At 66.9% G+C, this 25,761-nt stretch carries 22 protein-coding genes; 9 read left to right on the plus strand and 13 right to left on the minus strand.

What is annotated here, in order from left to right:
* Window positions 1-29: 29 nt before the first annotated feature.
* The 4 genes from ACFOSU_RS18925 to shc all read right to left on the minus strand — a co-directional run bounded on the left by ACFOSU_RS18925 (window position 30) and on the right by shc (window position 7,090).
* A complete protein-coding gene (locus ACFOSU_RS18925; protein ID WP_380691502.1) occupies window positions 30-668 on the minus strand; it encodes a CDP-alcohol phosphatidyltransferase family protein in 639 nt (212 codons plus the stop codon).
* Window positions 669-681: 13 nt separating this feature from the next.
* Entirely contained in the window at window positions 682-3,303 is a 2,622-nt protein-coding gene (locus ACFOSU_RS18930; protein ID WP_380691503.1) for an MMPL family transporter, read from the minus strand.
* Window positions 3,300-4,013: a phosphorylase family protein gene (locus ACFOSU_RS18935; RefSeq protein WP_380691504.1), complete on the minus strand. Its 714-nt coding sequence runs from the start codon at window positions 4,011-4,013 to the stop codon at window positions 3,300-3,302. Before ACFOSU_RS18935 ends, ACFOSU_RS18930 begins: the two co-directional genes overlap by 4 nt.
* A 71-nt stretch (window positions 4,014-4,084) precedes the next feature.
* Complete coding sequence (gene shc, locus ACFOSU_RS18940) at window positions 4,085-7,090, minus strand: squalene--hopene cyclase (protein ID WP_380691505.1); 3,006 nt, start codon at window positions 7,088-7,090, stop codon at window positions 4,085-4,087.
* A gap of 206 nt (window positions 7,091-7,296) precedes the next feature.
* Here shc and ACFOSU_RS18945 point away from each other — a divergent pair, with 206 nt between their 5' ends.
* Window positions 7,297-8,172, plus strand: coding sequence for a farnesyl diphosphate synthase (locus tag ACFOSU_RS18945; protein WP_380691506.1), 876 nt, complete (start codon window positions 7,297-7,299; stop codon window positions 8,170-8,172).
* Window positions 8,173-8,193: 21 nt separating this feature from the next.
* On the opposite strand, the gene ACFOSU_RS18950 is transcribed toward ACFOSU_RS18945, so the two are convergent.
* Genes ACFOSU_RS18950 through ACFOSU_RS18960 form a run of 3 tightly spaced genes read right to left on the minus strand, consistent with a single transcriptional unit; the run spans window position 8,194 to window position 11,798 of the window.
* On the minus strand, window positions 8,194-9,588 hold the full coding sequence (locus ACFOSU_RS18950; protein WP_380691507.1) for a DUF4139 domain-containing protein: 1,395 nt from the start codon (window positions 9,586-9,588) through the stop codon (window positions 8,194-8,196).
* Window positions 9,589-9,601: 13 nt separating this feature from the next.
* Window positions 9,602-11,023, minus strand: a complete 1,422-nt coding sequence (locus tag ACFOSU_RS18955) for an AmpG family muropeptide MFS transporter (RefSeq protein WP_380691508.1) — start codon at window positions 11,021-11,023, stop codon at window positions 9,602-9,604.
* On the minus strand, window positions 11,007-11,798 hold the full coding sequence (locus tag ACFOSU_RS18960; protein WP_380691509.1) for an exodeoxyribonuclease III: 792 nt from the start codon (window positions 11,796-11,798) through the stop codon (window positions 11,007-11,009). Before ACFOSU_RS18960 ends, ACFOSU_RS18955 begins: the two co-directional genes overlap by 17 nt.
* A gap of 92 nt (window positions 11,799-11,890) precedes the next feature.
* Here ACFOSU_RS18960 and pyrE point away from each other — a divergent pair, with 92 nt between their 5' ends.
* Complete coding sequence (pyrE, locus tag ACFOSU_RS18965; RefSeq protein ID WP_380691510.1) at window positions 11,891-12,550, plus strand: orotate phosphoribosyltransferase; 660 nt, start codon at window positions 11,891-11,893, stop codon at window positions 12,548-12,550.
* Window positions 12,551-12,569: 19 nt separating this feature from the next.
* Here pyrE and ACFOSU_RS18970 read toward each other — a convergent pair whose 3' ends face one another.
* The 5 genes from ACFOSU_RS18970 to coaBC all read right to left on the minus strand — a co-directional run bounded on the left by ACFOSU_RS18970 (window position 12,570) and on the right by coaBC (window position 18,334).
* A complete protein-coding gene (locus ACFOSU_RS18970) occupies window positions 12,570-13,412 on the minus strand; it encodes an alpha/beta fold hydrolase (RefSeq protein WP_380691511.1) in 843 nt (280 codons plus the stop codon).
* On the minus strand, window positions 13,409-15,112 hold the full coding sequence (locus ACFOSU_RS18975) for a PHA/PHB synthase family protein (RefSeq protein WP_380691512.1): 1,704 nt from the start codon (window positions 15,110-15,112) through the stop codon (window positions 13,409-13,411). The genes ACFOSU_RS18970 and ACFOSU_RS18975 overlap by 4 nt, the downstream gene beginning before the upstream one ends.
* A 400-nt stretch (window positions 15,113-15,512) precedes the next feature.
* Window positions 15,513-16,424 (minus strand): acetylglutamate kinase, encoded by a 912-nt coding sequence (gene argB / locus ACFOSU_RS18980; RefSeq protein WP_380691608.1) that lies wholly within the window; start codon window positions 16,422-16,424, stop codon window positions 15,513-15,515.
* A gap of 34 nt (window positions 16,425-16,458) precedes the next feature.
* Entirely contained in the window at window positions 16,459-16,914 is a 456-nt protein-coding gene (gene dut / locus ACFOSU_RS18985) for a dUTP diphosphatase (RefSeq protein WP_380691513.1), read from the minus strand.
* 184 nt (window positions 16,915-17,098) lie between these two features.
* Window positions 17,099-18,334, minus strand: a complete 1,236-nt coding sequence (coaBC, locus tag ACFOSU_RS18990; protein WP_380691514.1) for a bifunctional phosphopantothenoylcysteine decarboxylase/phosphopantothenate--cysteine ligase CoaBC — start codon at window positions 18,332-18,334, stop codon at window positions 17,099-17,101.
* 83 nt (window positions 18,335-18,417) lie between these two features.
* On the opposite strand from coaBC, the gene radC reads away from it, so the two are divergent.
* From radC to rpmG, 4 genes are all read left to right on the plus strand, one after another.
* Window positions 18,418-19,092 carry a RadC family protein gene (gene radC, locus ACFOSU_RS18995; protein WP_380691515.1) on the plus strand — a complete coding sequence of 225 codons (675 nt, stop codon included), beginning with the start codon at window positions 18,418-18,420 and terminating at the stop codon, window positions 19,090-19,092.
* 118 nt (window positions 19,093-19,210) lie between these two features.
* On the plus strand, window positions 19,211-19,873 hold the full coding sequence (locus tag ACFOSU_RS19000) for an outer membrane beta-barrel protein (protein WP_380691516.1): 663 nt from the start codon (window positions 19,211-19,213) through the stop codon (window positions 19,871-19,873).
* 214 nt (window positions 19,874-20,087) lie between these two features.
* Window positions 20,088-20,324: a 50S ribosomal protein L28 gene (gene rpmB, locus ACFOSU_RS19005; protein WP_380691517.1), complete on the plus strand. Its 237-nt coding sequence runs from the start codon at window positions 20,088-20,090 to the stop codon at window positions 20,322-20,324.
* On the plus strand, window positions 20,324-20,479 hold the full coding sequence (gene rpmG, locus ACFOSU_RS19010; protein ID WP_006912359.1) for a 50S ribosomal protein L33: 156 nt from the start codon (window positions 20,324-20,326) through the stop codon (window positions 20,477-20,479). The genes rpmB and rpmG overlap by 1 nt, the downstream gene beginning before the upstream one ends.
* A gap of 110 nt (window positions 20,480-20,589) precedes the next feature.
* Here rpmG and ACFOSU_RS19015 read toward each other — a convergent pair whose 3' ends face one another.
* The gene (locus tag ACFOSU_RS19015; protein ID WP_380691518.1) at window positions 20,590-22,611 is read right to left on the minus strand and encodes a hydantoinase/oxoprolinase family protein; all 2,022 of its coding nucleotides are present in this window, start codon (window positions 22,609-22,611) and stop codon (window positions 20,590-20,592) included.
* Between the two features lie 69 nt (window positions 22,612-22,680).
* Between ACFOSU_RS19015 and ACFOSU_RS19020 the strand changes: the two genes are divergently transcribed.
* The 3 genes from ACFOSU_RS19020 to ACFOSU_RS19030 are packed head-to-tail and all read left to right on the plus strand — an operon-like array spanning window position 22,681 to window position 25,744.
* Window positions 22,681-23,643 carry an ABC transporter ATP-binding protein gene (locus ACFOSU_RS19020; RefSeq protein ID WP_380691519.1) on the plus strand — a complete coding sequence of 321 codons (963 nt, stop codon included), beginning with the start codon at window positions 22,681-22,683 and terminating at the stop codon, window positions 23,641-23,643.
* A complete protein-coding gene (locus ACFOSU_RS19025; protein ID WP_380691520.1) occupies window positions 23,640-24,413 on the plus strand; it encodes an ABC transporter permease in 774 nt (257 codons plus the stop codon). The genes ACFOSU_RS19020 and ACFOSU_RS19025 overlap by 4 nt, the downstream gene beginning before the upstream one ends.
* Window positions 24,410-25,744 (plus strand): GldG family protein, encoded by a 1,335-nt coding sequence (locus ACFOSU_RS19030; RefSeq protein WP_380691521.1) that lies wholly within the window; start codon window positions 24,410-24,412, stop codon window positions 25,742-25,744. Before ACFOSU_RS19025 ends, ACFOSU_RS19030 begins: the two co-directional genes overlap by 4 nt.
* Window positions 25,745-25,761 lie beyond the last annotated feature (17 nt).

Consider the following 25,761-nt stretch of genomic DNA (forward strand, 5'->3'; position numbering starts at 1 on the left):
GCGGGCCGCGGTATGTACAAGCAAGGGCACTAGCCGCGCCTGCGCAACTGCATGAAATACCATCCCAGCCAGATCGCGAAGATCGGCGCGCCGATGACCGCTGCGATCAGGAACGGGGTGCGAATCTGGAACAGCGTGACCAGCGGAAACAGATAGAGCACGTCCTCGATCTCGAAATAGCGCGCCGCGGGCAGGCTGGCGTCGGCCTTGCCCAGCGCAGACTCCATATGCATGTGCAGCCAGAATATGAAGGCGACGGCCGCGCCCGCGATTACGCCCATCAGCACCGCCCAGTCGCCCAGCACGCCGGCGCGCAGACCGTAGCCGAGGGCGGCGAACAGCAGCGTATGAATGAGCGCATCGCTGATCAGGTCGTACCAGTGGCCGAAGCGGCTGGAGGCACCGGACAGGCGCGCCAGCTCACCGTCGGTATGATCGACGAAGTTGGAGAACGCGAACACGAACGCGCCCAGATTCGCCCAGGCCAGACCACCGTGGGCCAGAAACGCGGCCGCCGACAGGCCGAGCACCAGCCGCAGCGTGGTCAGGTGATTGGGCGTGGCGCGCGTCGACTCCAGCGGCTCCACCAGACGTCGTGCCAGACGCGCGTCGAGCGGGCGTGCCTGCGGCCGCGGCACCGGATTGTTCGAGTCGAACGACTGGTTCATTGCGATCCGCTCCCTAGAGATCGTTGTCATTACCAACGAGTGATGGAACGACAATAAGGGTCGTTACCAGAATCGCAACCATGCCGAGGGCCAGTAATTTCCCCATGCTGGCGGTGCCGGCGTGATGCGAGAACGCAAGGCTGCCAAAGCCCGCGAGCGTGGTCAGCGACGACAGAATCACGGCGCGCGCCGTGCTCGTGGCCAGAAACGGCCCCTGCCGGCGGGAATGGCCACGCAACCGATGCACGACATGGATGCCGCTATCGACGCCCACGCCCAGCAGCAGCGGCAAGGCGATGACGTTGGCGAAATTGAAGGCGATACCCAGCCACACCGACGCCGCGCAGAGAATCAACCCGGTCAGCGCCAGGGGCGCGAGCACGCGCAGCGTGTCGGCCAGGCTTCTGAGCAGTACGATCAGCAGCACGGCAATGAAGATCGCCGCGTAGCAGAACGCCGCGGCGAAGGCATGCGACACCGTCTTGCCGGCGGCCACCTCGAGCACCGGCGCGCCGGTGATATCCGGTTCCACCGAGCGCGCGCTGGCCACGAACCGGCGCAGCGCGCGGGGCCGGTTGAGGTCGTCGCGCGCGAACGCTTCCACCCGGAACGACCCATCGCGGCCGATCCAGCGCTCGCGCACGGACGCCGGCAGATCGGCGCGGGTGAAGGCGCTGGCCTGCAGCGATGTCATCAACGTATCGATCTGCGGCCCGAAGCCGGCGAGCAGACTCGTCCGCAGCGATTCGAGCGCCTGCGCCTGGCGCGGCGCCGGCATTGCATCGAACCCACCGCGCCAGTCCCGCAGGGTCGCGGCAAGCCGCTGCCCGGCCACGCCCGCTTCGCTGTCATCGGCGCGCTCGAGCCAGGCATCCAGCGCGTCGGCGAAACCGACGATCGCCCGGCGCTGGGCGGCCGGCGCAGCGGTACGGCTCATATCCGGCGGTGACAACGCGAGCGTCAACGCCAGATCACCGATGATTGCGAGCTTGGCGTCCTGATCGGCGGGCACGAAATCATCGACGGTCAGCGCGCGCTCGACTTCGGGCAGCGCGCTGAGTTCGCCGGCCACGCGCTGCGCGCCGGCCGCGTCCGGCCGACGCGTGACCAGGGTGAGCGGCGAATTGTTACTCTTGGCGAGCAGTTCGCGATACGTGGTCACCGACTCGCTGGTCGGATCCTTGAGATTGAGCGTATTGCTGTCGAACCGAATGAACGGCAACGCGCTCGCACAGGCCACGCCGATCACCGCGGCCGCCACCCAGATCACGCGCCGCGAGCGCGCGCCGATATATGGAAGACGCGAGCGCTGCGCACCGGATCCCGGCACGATCGGCGCGGCGCGGGCGCCGCCGAGCACGGCGATCAGTGCCGGCAGGAAGGTCAGGCTCACGGCCAGGCTGATGAACATGCCGGTGCCGGAAATCAGCCCCAGTTCGGCCACGCCCGAATACGGGGTCGGGATGAACGCAAAGAACCCCGCCGCCGTGGTGATCGCGCACAGCAGCAGCGACAGGCCGACATCGCCGGCGGCCAGGCGCAGCGCATTCGCGGGCGTGTCGGCCTCGGCCAGCGCTTCGCGATAGCGCAGACACAGATGAATGGCGTAGTCGATACCCAGGCCGATATAGAGCACCGCGAAGGCGATCGAGATCAGATTGAGCGTGCCCACCGCGAGCGCGGCGAACGCGGCCGTGCCGATCAGCCCGGCGATAAGGCTGGCAAGCGCGGCCGCCATCAACCGCCATGAGCGCAACCCCAGATACAGGATGATGCCCACCGCCAGCAGCGCCAGTGCCGCACCCCAGGCCGCGCCTTTCGACACGCTGGCCAGTTCTTCGTCGGAGAGCGCGACCTCCCCGGTCTGGCGCACCTGCACGCCGTGATCGGCGTCCAGCTTCAGTTCGGCCGCGAGCGCCCGCACCCGTGCCATCGATCGGGACGCGGGCAACAGCTGGCCGTAATCCAGCTTCGGTTCGGCAATGATGAAGCGCTGGTTGGACACGCCCGGCTGCCTGGCCCCGCCCATCAAGGCCTGCCAGGACAGCCGATGAAACACGCCGTCGCGACTGGCCGCGAACGCGACGTCCAGCTCGCGCATCACCGGGGTGAGATCGAAGTCCACCGCCGCGTCGGGCGCCATCGCCCGGTCGAGCAGATCGAAGAACGTCACCAGCGTTGGATCCGCCGACAGCCGGCCCAGAAACGGCTGGATACGGATGAGCCGCTCCGAGAGCTGCTGCAGCGCGGGGGTATCCAGATACAGCAGCCCGTTGCGGGCAAAGAAATCCCCGCCGCCGGGCACATAGACCGACGCGAAGCGCGCGCTGTCGGCGCGCATGCGCTCGGCCAGGCGACGGGTCGCGTTCGCGGCGACCTCGGGCGTCGCACCGTCGACGACCACGACCAGACTGTCGGTATAGACCGGAAACGCCTTTTGATACGCGATATACGTCTGGCGCCAGTCGACATCGGCGCTGATCAGGTCGGCGTTGTCGGTGTTCATCGACAGATGCGTGGCCGCATACCAGCCGCAAGCCGCGGTCAGCAGTACGCCCAGCACGATCACGGCCACGGCGTGACGCATCATCAGCGCTACCCAGGCACCGATCAGACGACTGACGGTTCGACTCATGCCGCGCGCTGCGTGTCGACGAATTCGAGCGCGACCACGCCGAGCGTGTTCTGGGCCGCCTTGAACGCAACCGCCAGTTGCTTGAGCGCGCGCAGCTGCGCATGCATGGTGCGCGGTCGACCGGCCAGCGCGCGCAGCATCGACAACGGCTTGAGCGCGCCGTCGGCGTCGACCGCGGCATTCGCCGCCGGTGGCAGGATCATGGTGGAATCGTCGGCGATCGCACGAATCGCGATGAACGGCAGGCCGAACTCGGCGGCCACCGCCGCGATCGCCGCGCTTTCCATATCCGCGGCAACCGCGTGGCTGCACTCGTGCAGAACCTGCTTCGACGCCACGTTGACCAGCACGCCCGTGGCCTGCACCAGCGCGCCGTGGCGAATACGCAGACCGCCAGGCAGCGCATCGGTGAGCGATTCACGCCAGGCGTCGTCGCTGTGCAGCCGCCGGCCGTCGCTGGCAATGATCTCGCGCGGCAGCAACAGATCGCCGGGATGCAGTGCCGGCACCAGCGCCGCCGCGCTGCCCCAGCTGATCAGCCTGTCCACGCCCTCGGCCACCAGCGCCCGCGCCGCCGCGGTGGCGCGCTCGGCGCCCAGTCCGGACAGGCGCAGCTGTGCGCCGTCTGCCAGCACCGCCGTGCCCCGGGCTCGCAGGCGCGCCAGCGACCGGGCTTCGCCCGGCAGCGCCGCCACGATGCCGACCGACATCAGTAGCCTGCCCCGGCGGTTGGTCGCCCTGTTCTGCGCACGGCGCTGGCGTGACCCTCGATCAAGATCATCTACGCCGGATGCAGATTGCGATACCGCGCCAGCGCCCAGAGCGGAAAATAACGGGTATAGCCGTGGTATTTCAGATAGAACACACGCGGAAAACCCGGCGCGGTATGGTCCGGGTCGTGCCAGGCACCGTCGTCGCCCTGCTGCTCGATCAGCCAGGCGGCACCGCGGGCCAGCGCGGCAGTATCGCGTTCGCCGGCCGCCATCAGGCCGAGCATCGCCCAGGCGGTCTGGAAACTGGTGGACACATCCGAGCGCCCGCGCGGCGGGTTCCAGTAGTTGCCGTTGTCCTCGCCCCAGCTGCCATTGGTGCGCTGCATGCCCTTGAGAAAGGTCACCGCGCGCTGAATCCAGGGCTGGCGCATGTCCTCGCCCAGGGCGTTGAGTGCCACCAGCACCGACCAGGTGCCGTAGATGTAGTTGGTGCCCCAGCGGCCGAACCAGGACCCGTCGGCCTCCTGTTCGCGCTTGAGATAGGCCAGCCCGCGCTCGATCACGTCGATGTCCTCGGGCCGGGCCATCTGCCCCAGCAGCGTGAGCACGCGCGCGGTGACATCAGCGGTGGGCGGATCCAGCAGCGCGCCGTGGTCGGCGAATGGAATCTGGTTGAGATATTCGTGGTTGTTGTCGGAATCGAAGGCCGCAATGCCGCCGTTGGCGGACTGCATGCCGCACAGCCAGTTGGCCGCACGGGTGATCGCGCGGCCGTAGGTCGCCCCATCGCCGGTGTTGTGCATCGCCCAGGCGATCACGGCCGTGTCGTCCAGATCCGGATAGAAATCGTTGGCGTACTGGAACGGCCAGCCGCCGCCGGGCAGATCCGGATGCTGGTCGCGCCAGTCGCCCGGCGCATCCAGCACCTGGCGCGCGGCCAGCCAGTCGAGTGCGGCGCGCACGGGCGGCGTATCGGCGTCGTTCGCGGCTTCCTGCAGCGCCAGGCTCGCCAGCCCGGTGTCCCAGACCGGCGATACACAGGGCTGCACGTTGGCGCGGTCGCCGTGCTCGAACACGAGATCGTCGATCGCGCGGCGCGTGTCCGCGCGATAGGGATGGTCGGCGGCATAACCGAGTTCGCCGAGCGCTTCGTAGACATTGACCATCGCCGGGAAGATGGCGCCGATGCCGTCGGTGCCGTTGAGACGCTTGATGATCCAGCGCTCGGCCCGGTTCATGGCCTGCTGGCGCACGAACTTGGGAATCAGCGGTTCGACGGTGCGCCCGACCCGGTCCAGTTCCTTGAACGCGCGCTGGACGAACGAGCGCGCCGGAATGAAATCACGCTGGCGCTCGGGGGCGACGGTGAACAGCTCCCGCACGTTCACGCCGAGCGGATTCTTCGCCATGGTGCGCATGCTGCAGAGAATGAACAGCGGCACCATCACCGTACGCGACCAGTACGAGACCTTGCTCAGATGGAAGGGCGAGACTTCCGGCATGAGCATCACCTCGACCGGAATGAAGGGCACGGCCCGCCACGGCACCTGTCCGTACTGGGCCAGTGCGATCAGGGTGAACACGTTCGAGCTGGCCGCCCCGCCGCGCGCCAGAATCGCCTCGCGGGCATGCACCATATGCGCCGCGTCGACGTCATCGCCGGCCAGCTTGAGCGCGTAATAGGCTTTTACCGAGGCGCTCACGTCCAGATCGCCGCCGTGGTAGAGCGGCCAGCCGCCGTGGGCGGCCTGCGATGCCCGCAGGTGGTTGGCGATACGGCCCTGGATGCCCGGCTCGATATCGTCGACGAAATGCATCATCAGAATGTATTCGGCCGGAATCGTGCAGTCGGCCTCGCATTCGTAACGCCAGTGCCCGTCCGCATTCTGATCGGCATAGAGACGCTCGCAGGCACGATCGATCGCCGGCTCCAGCCCCTCGGGACGACGAGCGGCCGCCACAGTGGTCGTGACCGGATCGAGGTCGGCCGGAACCAGCGCGGCCGGGTCGCGCGCCAGCTTGGGCGTCAGCGCCGGCAGATCGGCCGCGGTCATGTGGAACAGCTTGCGCAGACGGTCGTCGTCGCCGAGCGCCAGATTGGTGGTCAGCACCGTGGCCTGCACCGAGCGCCGCGAGACCTTCACCTGGTTGCCATCGGTGAAATAAGGGTTCGCCTGGATCTTGCGCAGCGTGAGCAGGGCCAGACCGATCGCCCACAGGCAGAAACGGCGGATGCCTTTCTGCTCGGCCGGAATGGTGAGGGTGAATTCGAGCGCGTTGCGCAGATGCCCGTGGGCGATGCCGATCAGTTCCGACAGGCCGGCGGCGAACGCCGGATCGCCGCCGACAGCACGGGATTCGCCCAGGCGCGACAGATCGAAACCGTGGCGGGCGAACACATCGCGCGGCAGCCAGCACACGCCACGATCGAAATCGTCCCAGATATCCTTGAGGATATTGGTCATCTGCAGGCCCTGACCGAACGATACGGCCAGCCGCTGCAACTCGTCGCTGCGGGTGTCGATTGCCGGGTCGCAGTCACAGAACATATCGGCCAGCATCTCGCCGACCACACCGGCCACGAAATAGCAGTAGCGATCCAGATGCGCCAGCGTGGGCAGGCCGTCGCTGGCGGCGTTACGCTCGAACGCCGGCATGCCGTCGCACATGATATGCACACAGCGCGCGATCGCCGCCTGCTGGCGCACGCCGAGACTCGCGGTCACCGCGATCACCTGGTCGGTGTTGGCCACCAGCGTGCGTTCGTCCGCGGGCGTGCGCGCTGCCAGCAACGGCGCCAGCCCGGCGCCGAACTCGGCCCCGCCCGTGCGCGCGTCGACCACGCGCTTGAAGCGTTCATGCCAGTCCGCCTTGGCGGCGATCGCAAGCTCGGCGTCATCCTCGATCGTGTCCGCGATACGGCACAATAGATAGGCGTTGCCGATGGCCACGCGCAGCACGCCCGGCAGTTCGGGAATGGTCAATGCGAACGTACGCGATACCTTGGGCAGTATCTCGTCCTGAAATAGACGAGCGCGGGTGCTGTCGTCAGGCTGCACGGGAACATAGGACATGGGCGTGCACTTTCCTTTTACTTGTCTGTCGGCGATGGGCAGCAGGTAACATCGATAATTCTACGCGATGGGCTCGGCAAAGGAGTCACGATTCCGACACGGCTGCGAGTTGACGCTGACGGCCTTTAGTGGCTAGCTAGCCCGCCTTCGCCCGGCGCATGGCCCGCGGGGCCGGTGCTCGAATCGAACAGCGAATGGATACCTGCTTGATACACAATTATAGCCAACGCATCGAAAACGTGCTCGACAGATTGCTGCCGCCGGCCAGTGAACAGCCCGGCAGACTGCATGAAACCATGCGCTACAGCGTGCTCGGCGGCGGCAAGCGTATTCGCCCGCGTCTGGTCTATGCGACCGGCGACGTGCTCGGGATCGCGCCCGAGCGCCTCGACGCGCCGGCCTGCGCGGTCGAGTTCATTCATGCCTACTCGCTGATTCATGACGATCTGCCGGCCATGGACGACGATGCCCTGCGTCGCGGCCAGCCGACCGCGCATATCGCCTTCGGTGAAGCCACTGCCATCCTCGCGGGCGACGCGCTGCAGGCGCTGGCGTTCGAAGTCATCGCCACGGACGCCTCGATCGGCACGGACCCCGCGATCCGCGCCACGCTCATGGCGACCCTGGCCTACGCCTGCGGCTCGCACGGCATGGTCGGCGGCCAGGCGCTGGATATGGACAGCGAGGGCAAGCGTATCGGCGTCCAACAGCTCGAGCGGCTGCATAACCAGAAGACCGGCGCGCTCCTTCGGGCCTGCGTGATGATGGCGGCCGACAGCCAGCCCGATCTGGCGGTCGACGAGCGCGCCGCGCTGGATCTGTTCGCCCGCCGTATCGGCCTGGCATTCCAGGTCCGCGACGACGTGCTCGATATAGAGTCCTCCACCGAGAAGCTCGGCAAGACCCAGGGCGCCGACATCGCCCACCACAAGGCCACCTATCCGGCCCTGCTCGGCCTCGCCGAAGCCAAGGCGCTGTCCGAGCGGCTGTATGCCGAAGCGATGGACGCGGTGTCGATCTTCGGCGATCAGGCCGCGCCGTTGCGCGAAATCGCCGCCGAGATCGTCAAACGCGACCACTGAGCCCGACGCCCGCGTGATCGATCAGCCGTTGGCGGGCCAGCGCACGGTGTAGATCAGCTGGCGCTGCCCGCCGGCACCGAGCTTGACCGCCCACTCGCCGGTGTTGGCGGCACCATCGGCCTGCGGTGTGATCGAGGCGGACACGATCTTCGCGCCCTCGGGCAACTGCTCGCTGATATCGATGGCGGCGTCGCGCTCGCCGGCGTTGTATAGCTCGAGCTTGACGGTGCGCTCGCGCTGACCGTTGTCGCCGGCGTCCTCCGAGACGATCTGGCGCGTGCTGGTGACATCGAAAGAGCGCCCGAGCGTGAGCATGACCGGCGCCTTCGTGGGCGTGTCGCCGATCGTATCCTCGCCCATCAGACGCGCCTTTCCGGCGCCGTCGTAGACTCGTACCGCGCCCGCCGGCAGCGGCCGGTCGCTGCTGTTGTCGAACGCCAGCCGCACCTCGGCGTGGCTGCGCGTCTTGCCGTCGGGCCGTTCGTACCAGCTGTTCTGGAAGCGATAACTGCGCGTCGCCTGAAACGCCACCGAGTCCATCATCGACACCGCGCGAACGCCGCCGGCCGGTACGTCGAGCGGCCCGTCGAGCGCGTATCGATAGGTGTCGCCGGCTGCCTGCGGCGCGCTGTCGCTCATCTTCGCTTCGCTGCGCGCCATCATCATCGGCCGCGGCATGTTGTTGTTGGCGCGCGCCACATCGCCGGCCACCAGCCAGGCGCTGTCCGCGGACAACGCGGCACCGCCGCTGTTGTCGATCACCGCCATGCTCTGCAGGGAGAGCTTGCCGGTCTCGGGATCGAAGCGCCCGGTATAGCTGGCCTGCCAGCGCGGGCCGTCGATCTGGTAAGTCGCGGTCAGGCGTTGCCTGCCGGCCTTGTCGGCGTCGACGTTCAGGCTCAGGCCGCCGTCGGCGGGCGTATCGTCACCGTCGTCGCCGGCCGCCGGCCAGCTGATCTGCCACGGCGAGGCCGGGGTAAGCCGTTCGATATGCCCGTTGACGCGCACATAGATCGCGTCGCCGACCAGCGAAACCAGCGTGGCACTGCGTTCGCGGTGATCAACGTTGCCGATCGCGCCGTCGCGCACCAGCGTCACCGGCTGGCCGATACGCGCAGCCAGCGGGTCGGCCTCGCTGTTGCCGTTGACGGTCGCGCCGAAACCGGTGAGTTCGACGCCTTCAGCGTCGAGCCAGAGCGTATCCGGGCGCAGCCGCCCACGCACCGGCCAGGCGATCTGCTGATCGCCGGCGGCCAGGTCGATCTCGCGCGCATCCTGCACCACGGCCGCGCCCTGGTTGTAGAGCGCCATCGCGTCGACGCGGGCATCGGCCTGGTCGGCCGCCCAGCTCGCCAGCGGCAGCAGGCAGGCCACGGCAGCGGCCAGGGCGCGGATCTGCGGAGTCTGTGGAATCATGTCTTTCTACCCTTTAGCTTGATGCGTGTCGTTGACCGTCGGGCTCGGCCTCGTCTTCAGCCGTGGTCATGCGTGCATGAAAACGGATCAGCCAGATCACCAGCAGAATCGCCGGCACACCGGCCACCGCGGTATAGCCGAAAAACCAGACATACCCGTAGTGATCGACCATCCAGCCGGAAAAACCACCCAGGAACTTGCCCGGCAGGGTCATCAGCGACGAGAACAGCGCGTATTGCGTGGCTGTATAGGCCGTATTGGTCAGACTGGATAAATAGGCGATGAACGCCGAGCCGGCCATGCCGCCGGAGAGGTTGTCGGCCGATACGGTAATCGCCAGCGACGCCATGCCCGGATCCTGGCGCGTCGCGAGCCACGCGAAGGCGAGATTGGTGGCGGCGGCAAGAATCGCGCTCGCAAGCAACGGCCGCAGAATGCCGTAGCGCACGATCAACACACCGCCCAGCGCGGCCCCGCCCAGCGTCATCAACACGCCGAAGATCTTGGATACGCTGGCGATCTCGGCCAGCGTGTAGTGCATATCGAGATAGAACGGATTGGCCATTACGCCGAGGGTGATATCGGTGACCCGGAACAGGCTCACGAACAACAGAATCAGCAGCGCCTGCTTGCCGTAGCGGGAAAAGAAATCCACCAGCGGGCAGACCACCGCGGCCAGCACCCAGCCGTAAGCGCCGTGCAGCCATGCGGGCGAGAAATCGTATCGGGCCAGATGTTCGTCCACCCAGGGCTCCTGCACGCGCGTGCCGGCGGTGCGCGAGGCATCCGGCTCGGCCACGCACAGCACCGTCACCATGCCCACGCCCACGAGGGCTGCCATCACCAGATAGGTGGTCGGCCAGCTCGTGCCGGCGGCAATGAAGAACGCGCCGGCGCCCGCGGTCAGCAACGCGATGCGATATCCGGCCTGATAGGTCGCGGCCATCGCCCCCTGCACGCTGTCGGCCACCGCCTCGATACGCCAGGCATCGATGGCCACGTCCTGGGTGGCCGACGAGAACGCCACCAGCAGGCCGAACCAGGCGATGCGGGCGAGATCGGTGGTCGGGTCGGTCAGCGCCATGAACACCAGGCCGGTCATCAGGCCGCATTGCGCAAGCAGCATCCAGGCCCGCCGTCGTCCGAGCAGGCGCCCGAGAATCGGCAGCGGCAGGCGGTCGACCACCGGCGCCCAGAAGAACTTGATCGAGTACATCATCCCGATCCAGGAGAAGAACCCGATCGTGGTCTTGGACACGCCTTCCTGCGCCAGCCACGCCGACAGCGTCGAGAACACCAGCAGGAACGGCAGCCCGGAAGAGAAACCCAGAAACGCCATGCCGATGACGCGCGGCTGGCCGTAGATCTTGAGTGCGGCGCGCCAGTCGCGTTTGCCGGCGTCGGTCATGCCGGCTTGCTCAGAATTCGACGTCATAATCGATCGTCAGCGGGGCATGGTCCGACAGGCGCTCGGCGCGATAGACCGACTCGGCCGTTGCCTTGGCGGCCAGAGCCGGCGTGGCGACGTGATAGTCGATACGCCATCCCACGTTGTTGTCCCAGGCGCGGCCGCGGCTCGACCACCAGGTGAACTGATCCTCGTTCGGATTGATCTCGCGAAACACATCGACCAGACCCATCTCGCCGAACAGCCGATCCATCCACTCACGCTCGTGCGGCAGAAAGCCCGAGTTCTTCTTGTTGTTCTTCCAGTTCTTGAGGTCGATTTCCTTGTGGGCGATATTCCAGTCGCCGCAGACCAGGTAGTTGCCGGGCGCGGCCGCGCGTGCGCTCAGCAGCGCCGGGAAGAACTCGAGATAGCGCTCCTTGGAGTCCTGGCGGTGATCGCCCGACGAACCAGACGGCGCATACAGGCTGGCGATATTCAGGTCGCCATCAGGCATGGCAAAGCGCGCCTCGATATAACGGCCCTCGCCGTCGAACTCCTCGTGGCCCATGCCGCGGATGATCTCGTCCGGCTCGCGCTTGGAATAGATCGCGACCCCGGAATAGCCCTTGCGGTTGGTCGCTTCCTCATAGAAGCAGTGATAGCCCTCGGGCCAGAATGCCTCCACGCCTTCGAGCTGGTGCTGTTGGGCCTTGAGCTCCTGGATACAGACCACGTCCGGGTTCTGCGTCACCATCCATTCGAAGAAACCCTTGCGCTGAGCCGCGCGAATACCGTTGGCGTTGAAGGACATTACCCGCATCGAATAACCCGCGTGTCTTGGTCGGTGCAAAACAAGGCGCTTATCATACGTGCATCGCCGCTCGTGCTCACGCTACTCAGGACATCGACCGCATGCATGCCCACAGCCTGGATTTTCTCGATCTCGCCATGGAATACGACGCCCTGCGTTTCGGTGAGTTCACCCTCAAGTCGGGCCGGGTGAGCCCCTATTTCTTCAATCTGGGTTCGATCGCCAGCGGCGCCGGCATGGCCCGCCTGGCCGACGGCTACGCCGCCGCACTCGAAGACGCCGACATTGAATACGACAGCCTCTTCGGCCCTGCCTACAAGGGCATCCCGCTGGTCGCGACCCTGTCCTGTGCGCTGGCGGCGCGCGGGCGCGATGTCGCGTTCACCTACAACCGCAAGGAAGCCAAGGACCACGGCGAAGGCGGCGTGCTCGTGGGCGCGCCGCTGGGCAGGCGGGTGGTGATCGTCGACGACGTGATCACCGCCGGCACCGCGGTACGCGAAGCCATCGACCTGATCCGCGCCAACGGCAGCGAAGTCGCCGGCCTGCTGGTCGCACTCGATCGCCAGGAACGCGGCGCCGACCAGCGCTCCCCGATCCAGGCACTGGGCGAGGACGAAGGCATTCCCACGATCGCCGTGGCGACGCTTGCAGACGTGCTCGGCTATGCCGAACGCCGCGATTTCGACGCCGACATCCGCCGCGCGATAAGCGCCTACCAGGCCGAATACGGCGTGGCCCCGGCACCCGGCGCCGCATAGACAACAACGGCCGCGACAATCAGCTGTGATCGATGAACAGATTCACGATCTCGGCCACTTCCTCGGTCTGATCGAGCAGAAACAGATGACCGCCGCCGTCGATCACGCGCAGGGTCGCGTTGGGCGCGACGGTCGCCAGCAGTTTGCCGTTGAACAGCGGGATGATGGGATCGTCGTTGCCGGCCAGCACCAGCGTCTTCGGCCGCAGTCGGTGCAGCCAGAGCAGGCTCGACCAGCCCGAGATGGCGTACATCTGGGTCAGATAGCCATACAGCGACGGCGGCCGCATGAAGCGCAGCCCGACGTTGGCCTGCTCGTCCGGCGCATTGCGCGCCCGCCCGCCATACAGCGTGCCGGCGATACGCCGGGCATAGTTCGGCGACCAGTAACGCAGCGGCGTGAGCATGTGCATGAGCGCGCGCGGATCGCCGGGCAGCCCGCCGATACCGGGCGCGGTCGCGGCCAGGATCAGACGACGCACGCGTTCCGGTGCGATGTGTCCCACTTCCTGGGCCACCGCGCCGCCGAAGGACACGCCAAGCACGTTGGCCTGGTCGATCTCCAGCGCATCGAGCACGCCGACCGCGATACGCGCCAGCCCGCGCATGCGGCGCGGTGGGAATAATGGCTTGGAAGCGCCGGCGCCGGGCAGATCGAAGGCGATCACCTGATAGCCGCGTGCCACCATCGCCTGTTCGAACGGCGCCCACATGTCGAGACTGGCGCCGATGCCCATGATCAGCAGCAGTGGTTCGCCCTCGCCCTGCACCGACAGGCGCACCCGCGCGCCGCGCACGACCAGCTCGCGCAGCTGTCCGGACGATTCAGTCCCGGCAGGGATAGGCTCGACCGCCGTCGTCATTTGTCGAGCACATAGGTGCCGGGGGCTGCACCCAGCGGCTTGAAACGTCCGCGCCCCAGCGTCTTCGGGGCGTTCTTGGTTTCCCCACTGCGCGCCCCCAGCCAAGCGGCATAGTCGATCCACCAGCTGCCTTCGTGATCGTCGGCCTGGGCGGCGAAATCCTCCGGCTCGCTCGGATTGTCTTCGATACTGCGAAAGCTGGCCTTGGCATTGTCCGGCGGCAGCACCTGGGCGGCGATATGCCCGCCCGTGGAGAGCACGAAACGGCTCTTGCCGCCGAGCAGGCCGGTGGTGCGATAACAGCTCTGCCAAGGCGTGATGTGATCGGTTTCACCACCGATGAGATAGGCGTCCTGGGTGACCTCGGCCAGGTCGATCGGCTCGCCCAGCGCCGTCGCCTGATCGGCAGTGACCAGGCTGTTGTTGACCGCCAGATCGAGAAAATCGTGGTGCAGGCGGGCCGGCATGCGGGTGGTGTCGGAATTCCAGTACAGCACGTCGAAGGCCGGCGGCGCCTTGCCCAGCAGATAGTTGTTGACCCAGAACGACCACACCAGATCGGTCGGCCGCAGCCAAGCGAACACCTCGGCCAGGTTGCGGCCGTCGAGATAGCCGATCGCGGACGACACCGCGATGGCCGCGTCGGCCCGCGCACGATCCATGAGCGCGCCGGTGGTGCCGCCATCGGCCTGGTCGAGCAGCGTGACGCCCAGCACCAGTGCCTCGAGTTCATCGGCGCGTTCCATGCGGGCCAGATAGGCCGCGGTCATCGCCGAAATGATGCCGCCGGCACAGGTGCCGTGCACGATCGTACTGTCGACCCGGCAGATCTGGCGCGTGACCGCCATCGCCTCGAGCACGGCATTGATATAGGTATCCATGCCCCAGCCGGCGTGCCTGGCGGTCGGGTTGCGCCAGGAGATCATGAACACCTGCTGGCCCTGCGCCACCAGATACTCGACCATGCTGCGGCCTGCGGCGACATCCAGAATATAGAACTTGTTGATCATCGGCGGCACCATCAGCAGCGGCACCTTGCGCACCTCGGCCGTGGTCGGCCGATACTGAATCAGTTCGAATTCCGGCGTGCGCAGCACCACCTCGCCGGGCGTGGTCGCCAGCGATTCGCCGACCGCAAACTTGCTTGCGTCCACCATCGCCGGCACCCGCGGCGCGCGCGCCATGTCCCGGCAGAAATTGCGCGCGCCGTGCAGCACGCTGGTACCGCCGGTATCGATGATTGCCTTGAGCGCGCTCGGATTGAGCCAGAGCACATTGGACGGCGCCGCCGCGCCGATGATGTTGTCCAGCACCAGCTGCAGCCGGCGCTCGGACTGCTGGTCGAGATCGACATCGTCGAACAGCTGCTGCAGCGTACCGGCGCTCGCCAGATAACCCTGCATGCAGCGCCGGAAGAACGGGTTGCCGCTCCAGGCCGGGTCCTTGAAACGCTTGTCGCGACGCGAGGGTTCGATCTCCGACATGCCCACGGCAATTCGGCCCAGGTCGGCGGCCAGCCCGCTCAGGCGCCGGGCCACGGTACGCGGCTGCCGGGCCAGCGCGGCGCCAAGCAAAAGGCCCTCCGTACCCGGCAGAAAGCGCCCGAGAGAACCATTCGCGGCATCCGCGAGCAGACTGTCCAGGGGCACGGCGAAATCGGCGTGAGCGTCATTCTCGGCTTGCTGCACGGCTGCTGACACGGCCTCACCTCCTCTGTTCTATTTATGGTTCTTGCCGGGACGTCGGCCGGTCGCAGGCAATCCAGCCGCATACACAGGCAACTCGATTTGCTAGCCACCCCAAAAAAGCACTGCCGCGGTGCGGCCGCGTCCTTCTCGCACCGTAGTGCAAGTGCCGTGCGCTGTATATCGCCGCATGCACTGTCAGCGCAGCGATCTATCGAACAGCAGAAAAAGCCTCGGCCGATCACGGCATTGCGCCGTCGCTCGCGGACAGCCGCAGTCAAAACACAGGCCGCGCCAGTCGGCCGATGCGCCCGGCACGACCGTGTTCGAGGGGATCGATCCCGCCATTCAGCGGTCGCCGTGACGGCCAGTCAGGCCATCGGCGCCGGAACCGGGCCGGCGCCAGACGCGCTACCTAGGCCGGCGTGGGATCGTTCGCCGCCGGCGGTTCGCTGCCCTGACTGCGGATGAGCGTGCCCACGCCGGCGTCCGTGAACAGTTCCAGCAGCACCGCGTTCTCGACCCGACCGTCGACGATATGCGCGGCTTTCACGCCGGAGGCGACCGCATCCAGCGCACAGGCGATCTTGGGCAGCATGCCGCCGTGGATGACGCCCTCGTCGATGAGCTGCTGGACCTGCTCGGGCACCAGTCCGGTGAGCAGATGGCCGTCGGCGTCGAGCACGCCCGGCGTGTTGGTCAGCAGCATGAGCTTTTCGGCCTCGAGCACCGCGGCCATCTTGCCGGCGACCAGGTCGGCGTTGATGTTGTAGCTGCGCCCGTCCGCGCCCACGCCAATCGGCGCGATCACCGGGATGAAGTCATCGGCCTCGAGGCGCTTCACGATGCGCGGGTCGATATGCGACACCTCGCCGACAAAACCCAGATCCGTGTCATCGTCCACGAGATTGAGCTTGCGGGCATGAATCAGGCCGCCGTCCTTGCCGGTCAGGCCCACCGCGCGGCCGCCGTGCTGATTGATCAGATTGACGATGTCCTTGTTGACCAGGCCGCCGAGCACCATCTCGACCACGTCCATGGTCTCCTCGTCGGTCACCCGCATGCCCTTGATGAACCGGGTCTGCTTGCCGACGCGCTCGAGCAGCTTGCCGATCTGCGGGCCGCCGCCGTGTACCACCACCGGATTGAAGCCGACCAGCTTCATCAGCGCGATATCGCGGGCGAAACCGGACTTGAGCGCCGGATCGGTCATGGCGTTGCCGCCGTACTTGATGACCACGGTCTTGCCGGCGAAACGACGGATATAGGGCAGCGCTTCGCCGAGCACGCGGGCAACGCGCTTGGCCTGTTCGGAATCCAGCGACATGCGTTTACGCTCCTCGAGTGTGCTCACGGTGGGCTCAGGCGGTGCCGGTCGAGCCGAAACCGCCGGCGCCGCGATGGCTGTCCTCGAAGGTCTCGACGACTTCCAACTCGGCGGCGACCACCGGCACCAGCACGAACTGAGCGATGCGCTCGCCCGGCTCGACGGTGAAATCCGCCGTGCCGCGGTTCCAGCACGACACCATGAGCGGGCCCTGATAGTCAGAGTCGATCAGCCCGACCAGATTGCCCAGCACGATGCCGTGTTTATGCCCCAGACCCGAGCGCGGCAGGATCAGCCCGGCCAGGCCCGGATCGGCGATATATACCGACAACCCCGTGGGCAGCAATTCGCAGTCGCCAGGCTTGAGCGTGATTGGCGCCTCGACCATGGCGCGCAGATCGAGCCCGGCCGAGCCGGGCGTGCCGCGCTGGGGCATGTCGAAGTCCCGGCCGAGACGCGGATCGAGTATTTTCACTTGTAGTTGGGGCATGGGATGCTTTGCTTGTGCCGAGCCGCGGGGCGGTCCGAACTGAATGAAAAATCAGGCCCGCCAGCGCCCGGCAGGAAGCGCGAGCAGGGCAACGAACGGTCCGAGGATCGCGGTATAAACGGCATCACATCCAGCAAGACCGTCATTCGGTATTCGTCATTCGCTTGGCCTGCGCGCGCCAGGGCTAGCCATTTTCAACGCGGTCACCGGCCCGCGTCTGGCTGAACCGGTCGGCCATGAGCGCCACGAGCTGGTCGGCCAGCTCTCGCTTGCTCGCCTGGGTCAGCTCGCGTTCACCGCCGTCCCAGACCACGAACAGCGCGTTGTCGTCACGCCCGAACGCATGCTCCGGGCCGACCACGTTGCCGGCGATCATCGCCAGGCCCTTGCGCTCGCGCTTGGCCCGGGCGGCGTTTTCCATATCGGTGGTTTCGGCGGCGAAGCCGAGCGTGAACACCTGCGGATGGTCACGCGCCACGTCGGCGATGATGTCGCGGGTCCGGGTGAGCGCCAGCTGGGTGTCGCCCTCGGATTTCTTGATCTTGTCGGCCGCGGTGGTCGCCGGCCGATAGTCGGCGACCGCCGCGGCACCGATGAACACATCGGCCGTGTCGATGGCGGCCATCACCGCGGCATGCATGTCGGCAGCCGATTGCACATCGACGCGGTCGACGTCGGCCGGCAGATCCAGCGCGGTCGGCCCGGAGATCAGCGTCACCTGCGCGCCCTGGGCCGCACAGGCTGCGGCCAGCGCATAGCCCATGCGGCCAGAGGAGTGATTGGTGATGAAACGCACCGGATCGAGTGCCTCGCGCGTCGGCCCGGCGGTGACCACCACATGCCGGCCGGCGAGCGTGCCGCTGTCGCGGGTATCGTTGAAATACGCCACGACCGCGTTGCGAATGGCCTCCGGCTCGACCATGCGACCGGCGCCGGATTCGCGTTCGGCGAGTTCGCCTTCGGCCGGTCCTATACAGGTAATATCACGCGCGGCCAGGGTGGCGACATTGGCCTGCGTGGCCGTCTTGGCCCACATCACGTGGTTCATCGCCGGCGCGACCAGCACGTCGGCCTCGCTGGCCAGGCACAGCGTGGACAGCAGGTCGTCGGCGCGGCCCTGGGCGAGACGCGCGAGCGCGTCCGCCGAGGCCGGCGCGATCACGATCAGATCCGCCCAGCGGGCCAGTTCGATATGCCCCATGTTCAGCTCGGCGGCCTCGTCCCAGAGGCTGTCGCGCACCGCGCGGCCGGACAGCGCGGCCAGCGTCATCGGTGTGATGAAGCGTTTTGCCGATTCGGTCATCACCACCTGCACCTCGGCCCCGGCCTCGACCAGCCGGCGGGTGAGCATGGCCGCCTTGTAGGCCGCGATGCTGCCGGTGATGCCCAGCACGATATGACGATTGGCCAGATTTCGCATACCGCTATTGTACCTGCGCCGTGGACGCTGGCGCTTCCAGCCGGCAGGCTGCCAGAAAGAACAACAATAACAACGAGGCAACCATGCGCATTTCCGACTGGCCGGTATCCGAACGCCCGCGTGAAAAACTGCTCGAGCGCGGCGCCACGGCGCTGTCCGATGCCGAACTGCTCGCCATCTTCCTGCGCGTGGGCGTTGCCGGCCAGAGCGCGGTCGACATGGCCCGTGCCCTGCTCGCCGAATACGGTAGCCTCGCGGCACTGCTGGCCGCCGATCGCCGTACCTTCTGTCAGACTCACGGCCTGGGCACCGCCAAATTCGCGCAGTTGCAGGCGGTGCTGGAGATGGCACGCCGATATAGCGCCGAGGAAGTCGAGCGCAGCGACGTGCTGGGCGACCCGCAGGCCACCCGCGACTACCTGACGCTGCGCCTGGGTCACGTCCCGCACGAGGTGTTCGCCTGCATCTTCCTGGATACCCGCAATCGCGTGATCGCCTTCGAGGAGATGTTTCGCGGCACCATCGACGGTGCCGCCGTCTACCCGCGCGAGGTCGTCAAGACCGCGCTGGCGCACAACGCCGCCGCCGTGATCCTCGCGCACAACCACCCGTCCGGTGTGGCCGAACCCAGCGCAGCCGATCGCGATATCACCCGACGCCTCGTCGACGCCCTCGGACTGGTCGATATCCGCGTGCTAGACCATCTGATTATTACGCAGAATCAACAGCTTTCGTTCGCCGAGCGCGGTATGTTGTAATATGCAATCTTCTATCTATCGTAACGATAGTTTAACGTTTTATTGACATTTTTATGGCGACTGAATAGAGTCTCGCCGACGCCGGATTCCCCTTCCCGGCCAGAGTTTGGAGAGACCCATGAACAAAGCCGCGATTCTCATCAGCGCCAGCCTGCTGCCCTTTGCCGCGCTCGCCGCGCCCAACGACCCGACCGGCGCGCCCGGCTACACCTACCTGCAAGGCGACTACATTCCGAACGGTTCGGTCGACGGCACCAAGAACGATTACGACGGCTTCGGCCTCGAAGGCTCGGCCGCGATCACAGATCACGTATTCGTCAACGGTCGCTACGATCGTCTGGATATCGACAACAGCGGCACCGACGTCAATCGCGGCAGCATCGGCGTCGGCCTCAATGACTTCTACGACTATGGCGGCGCCGACGGCACCGGCGTGGGCTACTACGGCACCGTGTCCTACGAGCGCCTGGGCCTGCGCAACGTGCGCGGCAGCGACGACGCCACCGGAACCGGCTTCGGCGTGGACACCGGCCTGCGCTGGATGGTCGACCCGAGCGTCGAGATCAATCCGCACGTCGGCTATGTCGACTACGGCAGCGTCTCCGGCGACGGCGTCAGCTACGGCTCGCCGGACGGCTGGCGCTACGGCGTGCGCACGCTGGGCTATCTCACCGACAACGTGGCCCTGTCCGCCGAGTACATGAAGACCGACTACGACATCGGCAACCAGAATCTGGATTTCGACAACGAAATCCGTGTCGGCGCGCGTTATACGTTCTGATTGCGCAGACGAGACGTTGTTCACGCGGTCGCGCAGGTGCGCGGCCGCGGTCCCGGCACCCCGCTCAGGCGGGGTGTTTTCGTCTGCATCGACGAAACAATGCCGACGCGTGACGACCCTGCAGAAATTTGCAACACGGCGGTTGTACGGCCGTCGAATTAATGGTTAAATACGCGGCTCGCTGACGCGCTGCGCGCGATCCAAGAGGTTAGTCATGTCCCAAATCTGTCAAGTGACCGGCAAGCGGCCGATCACCGGTAACAATGTTTCGCACGCGCACAACAAGACGCGTCGTCGTTTCATTCCCAATCTTCACTGGCACCGTTTCTGGGTGGAAACCGAGAAGCGCTACGTGCGCCTGCGCGTTTCCGCCAAAGGCATGCGCATCATCGATCGCCAAGGCATCGATACGGTGCTCGCCAAGATCCGCACGAGCAAAGGTAAAGCATAATGCGCGAAAAAGTACGCATGGTCTCGACCGCGGACACCGGGTTCTTCTACACCACGTATAAGAACAAGCGGAACACGCCCGACAAGCTCGAGATGAAGAAATACGATCCCAAGGCCCGCAAGCACGTGGTCTTCAAGGAAGCCAAGATCAAATAACCGCGTCATTCGACGCCGTTACCCAGAAAAGCCGGCTGCGCGCCGGCTTTTTTGTGTCCGGAATCCCGACCACGAATAGCGGCCACAGCGCGGCACCTGGCGCAGGCACTTCACTCGCGAGCCAGCAGCAGATTGCCGTGGCCGTCGACTTCGGCCGACCAGCCGTCGGCCAGCCAGGTCGTGGTCACGGCCTCGCGCAGGATCGCCGGCCCGGAAAAACGCTGACCGGCTCGCAATGCTTCGCGCTCGTAGATGGGCACATCGGCTTCGAAGCCGTGAACCGGCGTGGTCTCTGCCGCCCGAGGCGCGGCATCGGCGGGATCGAGCTGCGGCAAGGCGATATCCGGCTCCGGACCGGCCAGATGCAGGCGCAGATTGACCAGCTCCACCGGCAGATCGAAGCGGTGGCCGTAGCGCGCCTCGTGGGCCGCGTGAAACGCGGCAATCAGCGCCTCGGGCGCCTGCCAGTCCAGATTCAGCGATGCGCTCTGACCGGCGTAGCGCAGATCGGCGCTGATTTTTTCCGAGATCGCGTCCGTTGCCACGCCCTCTTGGGCCAGCTGCTCGGTGGCCGCCTGTCGCAGCGGCGCCAGCCAGCCCTCGGCATCCTCGGCCGCGACATCGGCCAGCGGCTCTAGAACGCTGACCGAGCGCTCGCGCGAGCGCTGGGCCACCAGCATGCCGAGTGCCGACAACACGCCGGCGAAAACAGGGATGAGCACGCGCCGCATGCCCATGCCTTCGGCCAGGGCACAGGCATGCAGCGGCCCGGCACCACCGAAGCACAGCAGGCTATCGTCGTCGACCGCTTCACCGCGGGCCACGGAAATGACCCGCAGGGCGGCGGTCATGGCCTCGTCGGCCACCCGCAGGACGCCGGCGGCGGCATCCTCGACCGACAGCCCCATGGTATCGGCCAGCCCCCCCAGAGCCCGGCGCGCTGCCTCCACATCCAGGCCCATATGACCGCCCAGCTGTGTCGATGCGGGCAGGCGGCCGAGCACCACATGGGCATCGGTGACCGTAGGCTGCTCACCGCCCTTGCCGTAGCAGGCAGGGCCGGGGTCGGCGCCCGCCGAGGCCGGCCCCACCTGCAACAGGCCGCCGGCGTCGACCCAGGCGATCGAGCCACCGCCGGCACCGATGGTGTGCATGTCGACCATGGGCACGGCGATCGGGTAGCCGGCGATCCGGGTCTTGCTGGTGAGCGCCAGTTCCTGGCCCACCAGCGCCACGTCGGTGCTGGTGCCGCCCATATCGAGAGTAAGCACGCGATCGAGCCCCGCGGAGCGGGCCACGAAGCGCGCGCCGAGCAGCCCGCCGGCCGGTCCGGACAGCAGCAGATTGACGGCGTTGTCGGCGGCCTGATCGATGCCGACCGTGCCGGCAGCGCCGTGCATGATGGCCACGCTGTCCAGCGCATCCTCGAGACGCTTGAGGTAGCCGCCCACCGCCGGGCCGAGCGCGGCGTTGAGCCAGGTCGCGATACCGCGTTCGTACTCGCCGTATTCGGGCAGCACGCGGCTGCCGCGCGCGATCGTGAGATCGGCATTGTCCGCGCGCAGCGCGTGCTCGACCGCCTCTTCCGGGCCCGCATCCAGGAACGCGAACAGCAGATTGATGGCCACCGCCTCGACGCCGGATTCGCGTACCCGCGCGACCAGATCGTCGAGCATGGCCGGATCGATCGGCACCAGCTCGCTGCCATCGGCCGCCAGCCGCGCCTCGATCTCGAAACAGCGCTCGGGCGCGACCGGCACCGGCGAATGCGCGGGCTCGAGCGCGTATAGCTCGCCCCGGGCCTGGCGACCGATGGTGAGCAGGTCGGCGAAGCCGGTATTGGCGATATAGCCAGTGACCGCGAGCTTGTTTTCCAGCAGCGCGTTGGTGGCCACGGTCGAACCGTGGACGATGCGCCAATCGGGCCCGGCGTCGGCGGCGAAATGGCGCACGCCTTCGATAACCGCGCGCTCGGGCGCAGCCGGGGTGGAGGCGATCTTGTGCACCGACAGCTCACCGTCGACGCGCGCAATGACGTCGGTGAAGGTGCCGCCGGTGTCGATACCCAGTTCACCGGGGCCGGTGCTGGCGCCATTTGCGAATGCCGAACCTTCGTACTGCTTTACGGTCATGGGGATATAGGCCGATGATGCGGGCCGGTCGTGGCGTCTGCGACGACCGTGCGGATGTAGTAGGCAACCATGGAAAGCGATTTCAAGCTATCGGCGCAAGGTCTGGTCCGCGATTATGCGGGCCGGCGCGCCGTGGATAACGTGAACGTGACGCTGGCCGCGGGCGAAGTGCTCGGCGTGCTCGGCCCCAACGGCGCCGGCAAGAGCACCACGCTGCGCATGCTGGCCGGCACCCTCGCGCCCGGCGCGGGACACGTGGTCATCGCCGGCCAGGACATGGGCCGACACCCGCAGCAGGCCAAGCGCCGTCTGGGCTATCTGCCGGAACGCCCGCCGCTCTATGCGGAACTCACGGTCGATGAATATCTGGGCTTTTGTGCGCGGCTGCATGGTATCGCCCGGCGCGAGCGGCGCGCGGCGATCGCCGCGGCAAAGCAGGACTGCGGCCTGGCGGATACCGGCCGGCGCCTGATCGGCAGCCTGTCCAAGGGCTATCAACAGCGCGTCGGCATCGCCCAGGCGATCGTGCATCGGCCCGAAGTTCTCATCCTCGACGAGCCGACCGCGGGGCTCGACCCCAACCAGCTGCGCGGCGTGCGTGAACTGATCACCCGCCTGGCGAGCGCGCACAGCGTGATCATCTCCAGCCACATACTCTCGGAGATTCAGGCGGTGGCGAACCGGGTGATGATCATCCACCAGGGCCGGGTCGTGTTCGATGAGCCGCTGGGCGGTACCGCGGCACAGGCCGACGTACTCGAAATCGAACTGGCCTCGGGGCCGGAAACCGCCGCGCTCGCGGCCCTCGACGGCGTGGTCGCCGCGCATGCGCTGAGCGCCGGGCGCTGGCGACTCACGGTCGAAGCCGGCCGCGACATCCGCGTACAGCTGGCCGAAACCGCGGCACGCAACGACTGGCAGCTGGTCGAACTCACCCGACGCCCGCCCGATCTGGAAGAGCGCTTCGCCGCGCTCACCAGCCGCGCGCCGGACGCCGCCGGCGAGCCGCCGACAGCCGGGCGCGCGGCATGAGCGCGATGCTCGCCATCGCCCGCCATGAAATGGCGCGCCTGTTCGTGTCGCCGCTGGCCTGGACCCTGCTCGCGGTGACCCAGCTGCTCACCGGCGTACTGTTCGCCATGTCGATCACCAATATCAGCCTCAATCCACGCAGCCTCGGCGCCTACGATGGCGTCTCCGAGATGGTCGGCGGCGGGCTGCTGCGCTTTGCCACCGTGGTGCTGTTGCTGGTGGTGCCGCTACTGACCATGCGCGTGTTCGCCGAAGAGCGTAAGAGCGGCAGCCTCGAACTGCTGCTCGCCGCGCCGGTGTCGTTGAGCGCGCTGGTGATGGGCAAGTTCGCCGGCCTGATGGGCTATCTGACCCTCATGCTCGTGCTGATCGCGCTCATGCCGCTATCGCTGCGCCTGGCCACGCCCCTGGATCTGGGCCTGCTCGCCTCGGGGCTGATCGGCCTGTGGCTGGTCATGGCCGCGTTCACGGCGATCGGCGTGTTCGTCTCTTCGCTCACGCGCGAACCCACGCTCGCCGCGGTCGCCACACTCGGCGCCCTGCTGCTGTTGTGGCTGTTCTACGCGGTCTCGACCATGGACTGGCAACCGGTGATCTTCGGTGAAACGCTGCCGCTGGCCGCGGCGGCGCGCGCGCTGTCGTTGATCGGCCATCACGATGCCCTGCTGCGCGGCGTGTTCTCCAGCGCCGACCTGCTCTATTTCGTGATCTTCACATTGTGTTTTCTCGCCCTGACCGTGGTGCGCCTGGATATGGATCGCAGCGCATGAGGGCATCGCACCTGCTGTCGATCGTGCTTATCGTGGTCATCGCCGTGCTCGCCGGTGCGCTCAGCCAGCGCTATGCGGTGAGCGCCGACTGGACCTACGGCAATCGCAATTCACTCGCGGCTGCCAGCGCGCGCGTGCTCGCGGCGCTCGATGACGGCCCGATAACCTTCACGGCGTATGTCTATCCCGGCCCGCAGCGCGATCGCGTACGGGCACGCCTGAGCCGCTATACACGCGCCGACCGCAGCGTCACGCTGACTTTTCGCGACCCCGCCCGGCATCCGCAGCAGGTGCGCACCCTGGGCATCGGCGAAGACGGCGCCGTGCAGCTGCGCTACCAGGGCCGCAGCCAGACGGTCAGCGACTACAGCGAGGAGAGCGTGACCAACGCGCTCCAGCGGCTGTCCACGGACACACGACAGTGGGTCGTGTTTCTGACCGGGCACGGCGAACGCGCCCCCGACGACAAATCCAGCGGTGGTTACAGCGAACTGGCGGCCGCCCTGGATGCCCAGGGCATGACCACGCGCACGCTCAACCTCGCCGAAGCCGCCGCGATCCCCGACAACGCCGCCCTGCTGGTGATCGCCAGCCCGCAGCGCGATCTGCTGCCCGGCGAGGTGCAATTGATCCGCGCCTATGTCGACGCCGGCGGCAGCCTGCTCTGGGCCGACGACCCGGGCCCGCGCTACGGGCTGGTACCGCTGGCGCAGTCGCTGGGCATCCACTGGCAGCGCGGCACGCTAGTGTATCCGGATTATCGCAAGCTCGGCACCGGCCACCCGGCGATCGCACTGGTCGCCAATTATCCGCACACCCCGATCACCGACCATCTCAATCAACTGAGCCTGTTTCCCTTCGCCGGCGCGCTCGACACCCTCGCCGACAGCCCCTGGAAAACGAACGTGTTTCTGCGCTCGACCACCCGCAGCTGGCTGGAAACCGGCGCGCTGGACAAGGCCAGCCTCACCTACGAGCCCGACAAGGGCGACCGCGCGGGCCCGCTCGACATGGGCATCGCCCTGACCCGTTCGACCCCGGGCAACGCACCGGATGCTCGCCAGCAGCGCGCCGCGGTGATCGCCGACAGCGATTTCATGGCCAACGGCCATCTGTCGAACCTCGGCAACCGCGCGCTGGCGCTGAGCGTGTTCCAGTGGCTGACCCATCGCGATGCCCAGATCGCGGTCGACGTGGCCGAAGCTCCTGACGCAAGTCTGCAGATAGCGCCGGCGCGCATCCGCCTGCTGTGGTGGGTGTTCGTGCTAATGCTTCCGCTGGCATTGCTGGCGATCGGCCTGACGCGCTGGTGGCTGCGCCGGCGCCGGTAGCCCCCCGGATTGAGCCT

It is taken from the genome of Salinisphaera aquimarina, from assembly GCF_042643355.1.
GTDB lineage: Bacteria > Pseudomonadota > Gammaproteobacteria > Nevskiales > Salinisphaeraceae > Salinisphaera > Salinisphaera aquimarina.

What these genes read in the sequence shown, in the direction of transcription:
- argB (WP_380691608.1), bottom strand. Translation starts at nt 16,424, where the DNA reads ATGTCGCTGGATTCCGAACAGGCCAAGCGCGTTGCCCGCGTGCTCGGC.
- rpmB (WP_380691517.1), top strand. Translation starts at nt 20,088, where the DNA reads ATGTCCCAAATCTGTCAAGTGACCGGCAAGCGGCCGATCACCGGTAAC.
- ACFOSU_RS18960 (WP_380691509.1), bottom strand. Translation starts at nt 11,798, where the DNA reads ATGCGGGTAATGTCCTTCAACGCCAACGGTATTCGCGCGGCTCAGCGC.
- ACFOSU_RS19030 (WP_380691521.1), top strand. Translation starts at nt 24,410, where the DNA reads ATGAGGGCATCGCACCTGCTGTCGATCGTGCTTATCGTGGTCATCGCC.
- ACFOSU_RS19000 (WP_380691516.1), top strand. Translation starts at nt 19,211, where the DNA reads ATGAACAAAGCCGCGATTCTCATCAGCGCCAGCCTGCTGCCCTTTGCC.
- ACFOSU_RS19025 (WP_380691520.1), top strand. Translation starts at nt 23,640, where the DNA reads ATGAGCGCGATGCTCGCCATCGCCCGCCATGAAATGGCGCGCCTGTTC.
- ACFOSU_RS19015 (WP_380691518.1), bottom strand. Translation starts at nt 22,611, where the DNA reads ATGACCGTAAAGCAGTACGAAGGTTCGGCATTCGCAAATGGCGCCAGC.
- shc (WP_380691505.1), bottom strand. Translation starts at nt 7,090, where the DNA reads ATGTCCTATGTTCCCGTGCAGCCTGACGACAGCACCCGCGCTCGTCTA.
- coaBC (WP_380691514.1), bottom strand. Translation starts at nt 18,334, where the DNA reads ATGCGAAATCTGGCCAATCGTCATATCGTGCTGGGCATCACCGGCAGC.
- dut (WP_380691513.1), bottom strand. Translation starts at nt 16,914, where the DNA reads ATGCCCCAACTACAAGTGAAAATACTCGATCCGCGTCTCGGCCGGGAC.
- radC (WP_380691515.1), top strand. Translation starts at nt 18,418, where the DNA reads ATGCGCATTTCCGACTGGCCGGTATCCGAACGCCCGCGTGAAAAACTG.
- ACFOSU_RS18970 (WP_380691511.1), bottom strand. Translation starts at nt 13,412, where the DNA reads ATGACGACGGCGGTCGAGCCTATCCCTGCCGGGACTGAATCGTCCGGA.
- ACFOSU_RS18935 (WP_380691504.1), bottom strand. Translation starts at nt 4,013, where the DNA reads ATGTCGGTCGGCATCGTGGCGGCGCTGCCGGGCGAAGCCCGGTCGCTG.
- ACFOSU_RS18950 (WP_380691507.1), bottom strand. Translation starts at nt 9,588, where the DNA reads ATGATTCCACAGACTCCGCAGATCCGCGCCCTGGCCGCTGCCGTGGCC.
- ACFOSU_RS18930 (WP_380691503.1), bottom strand. Translation starts at nt 3,303, where the DNA reads ATGAGTCGAACCGTCAGTCGTCTGATCGGTGCCTGGGTAGCGCTGATG.
- ACFOSU_RS18955 (WP_380691508.1), bottom strand. Translation starts at nt 11,023, where the DNA reads ATGACGTCGAATTCTGAGCAAGCCGGCATGACCGACGCCGGCAAACGC.
- ACFOSU_RS19020 (WP_380691519.1), top strand. Translation starts at nt 22,681, where the DNA reads ATGGAAAGCGATTTCAAGCTATCGGCGCAAGGTCTGGTCCGCGATTAT.
- ACFOSU_RS18925 (WP_380691502.1), bottom strand. Translation starts at nt 668, where the DNA reads ATGAACCAGTCGTTCGACTCGAACAATCCGGTGCCGCGGCCGCAGGCA.
- pyrE (WP_380691510.1), top strand. Translation starts at nt 11,891, where the DNA reads ATGCATGCCCACAGCCTGGATTTTCTCGATCTCGCCATGGAATACGAC.
- rpmG (WP_006912359.1), top strand. Translation starts at nt 20,324, where the DNA reads ATGCGCGAAAAAGTACGCATGGTCTCGACCGCGGACACCGGGTTCTTC.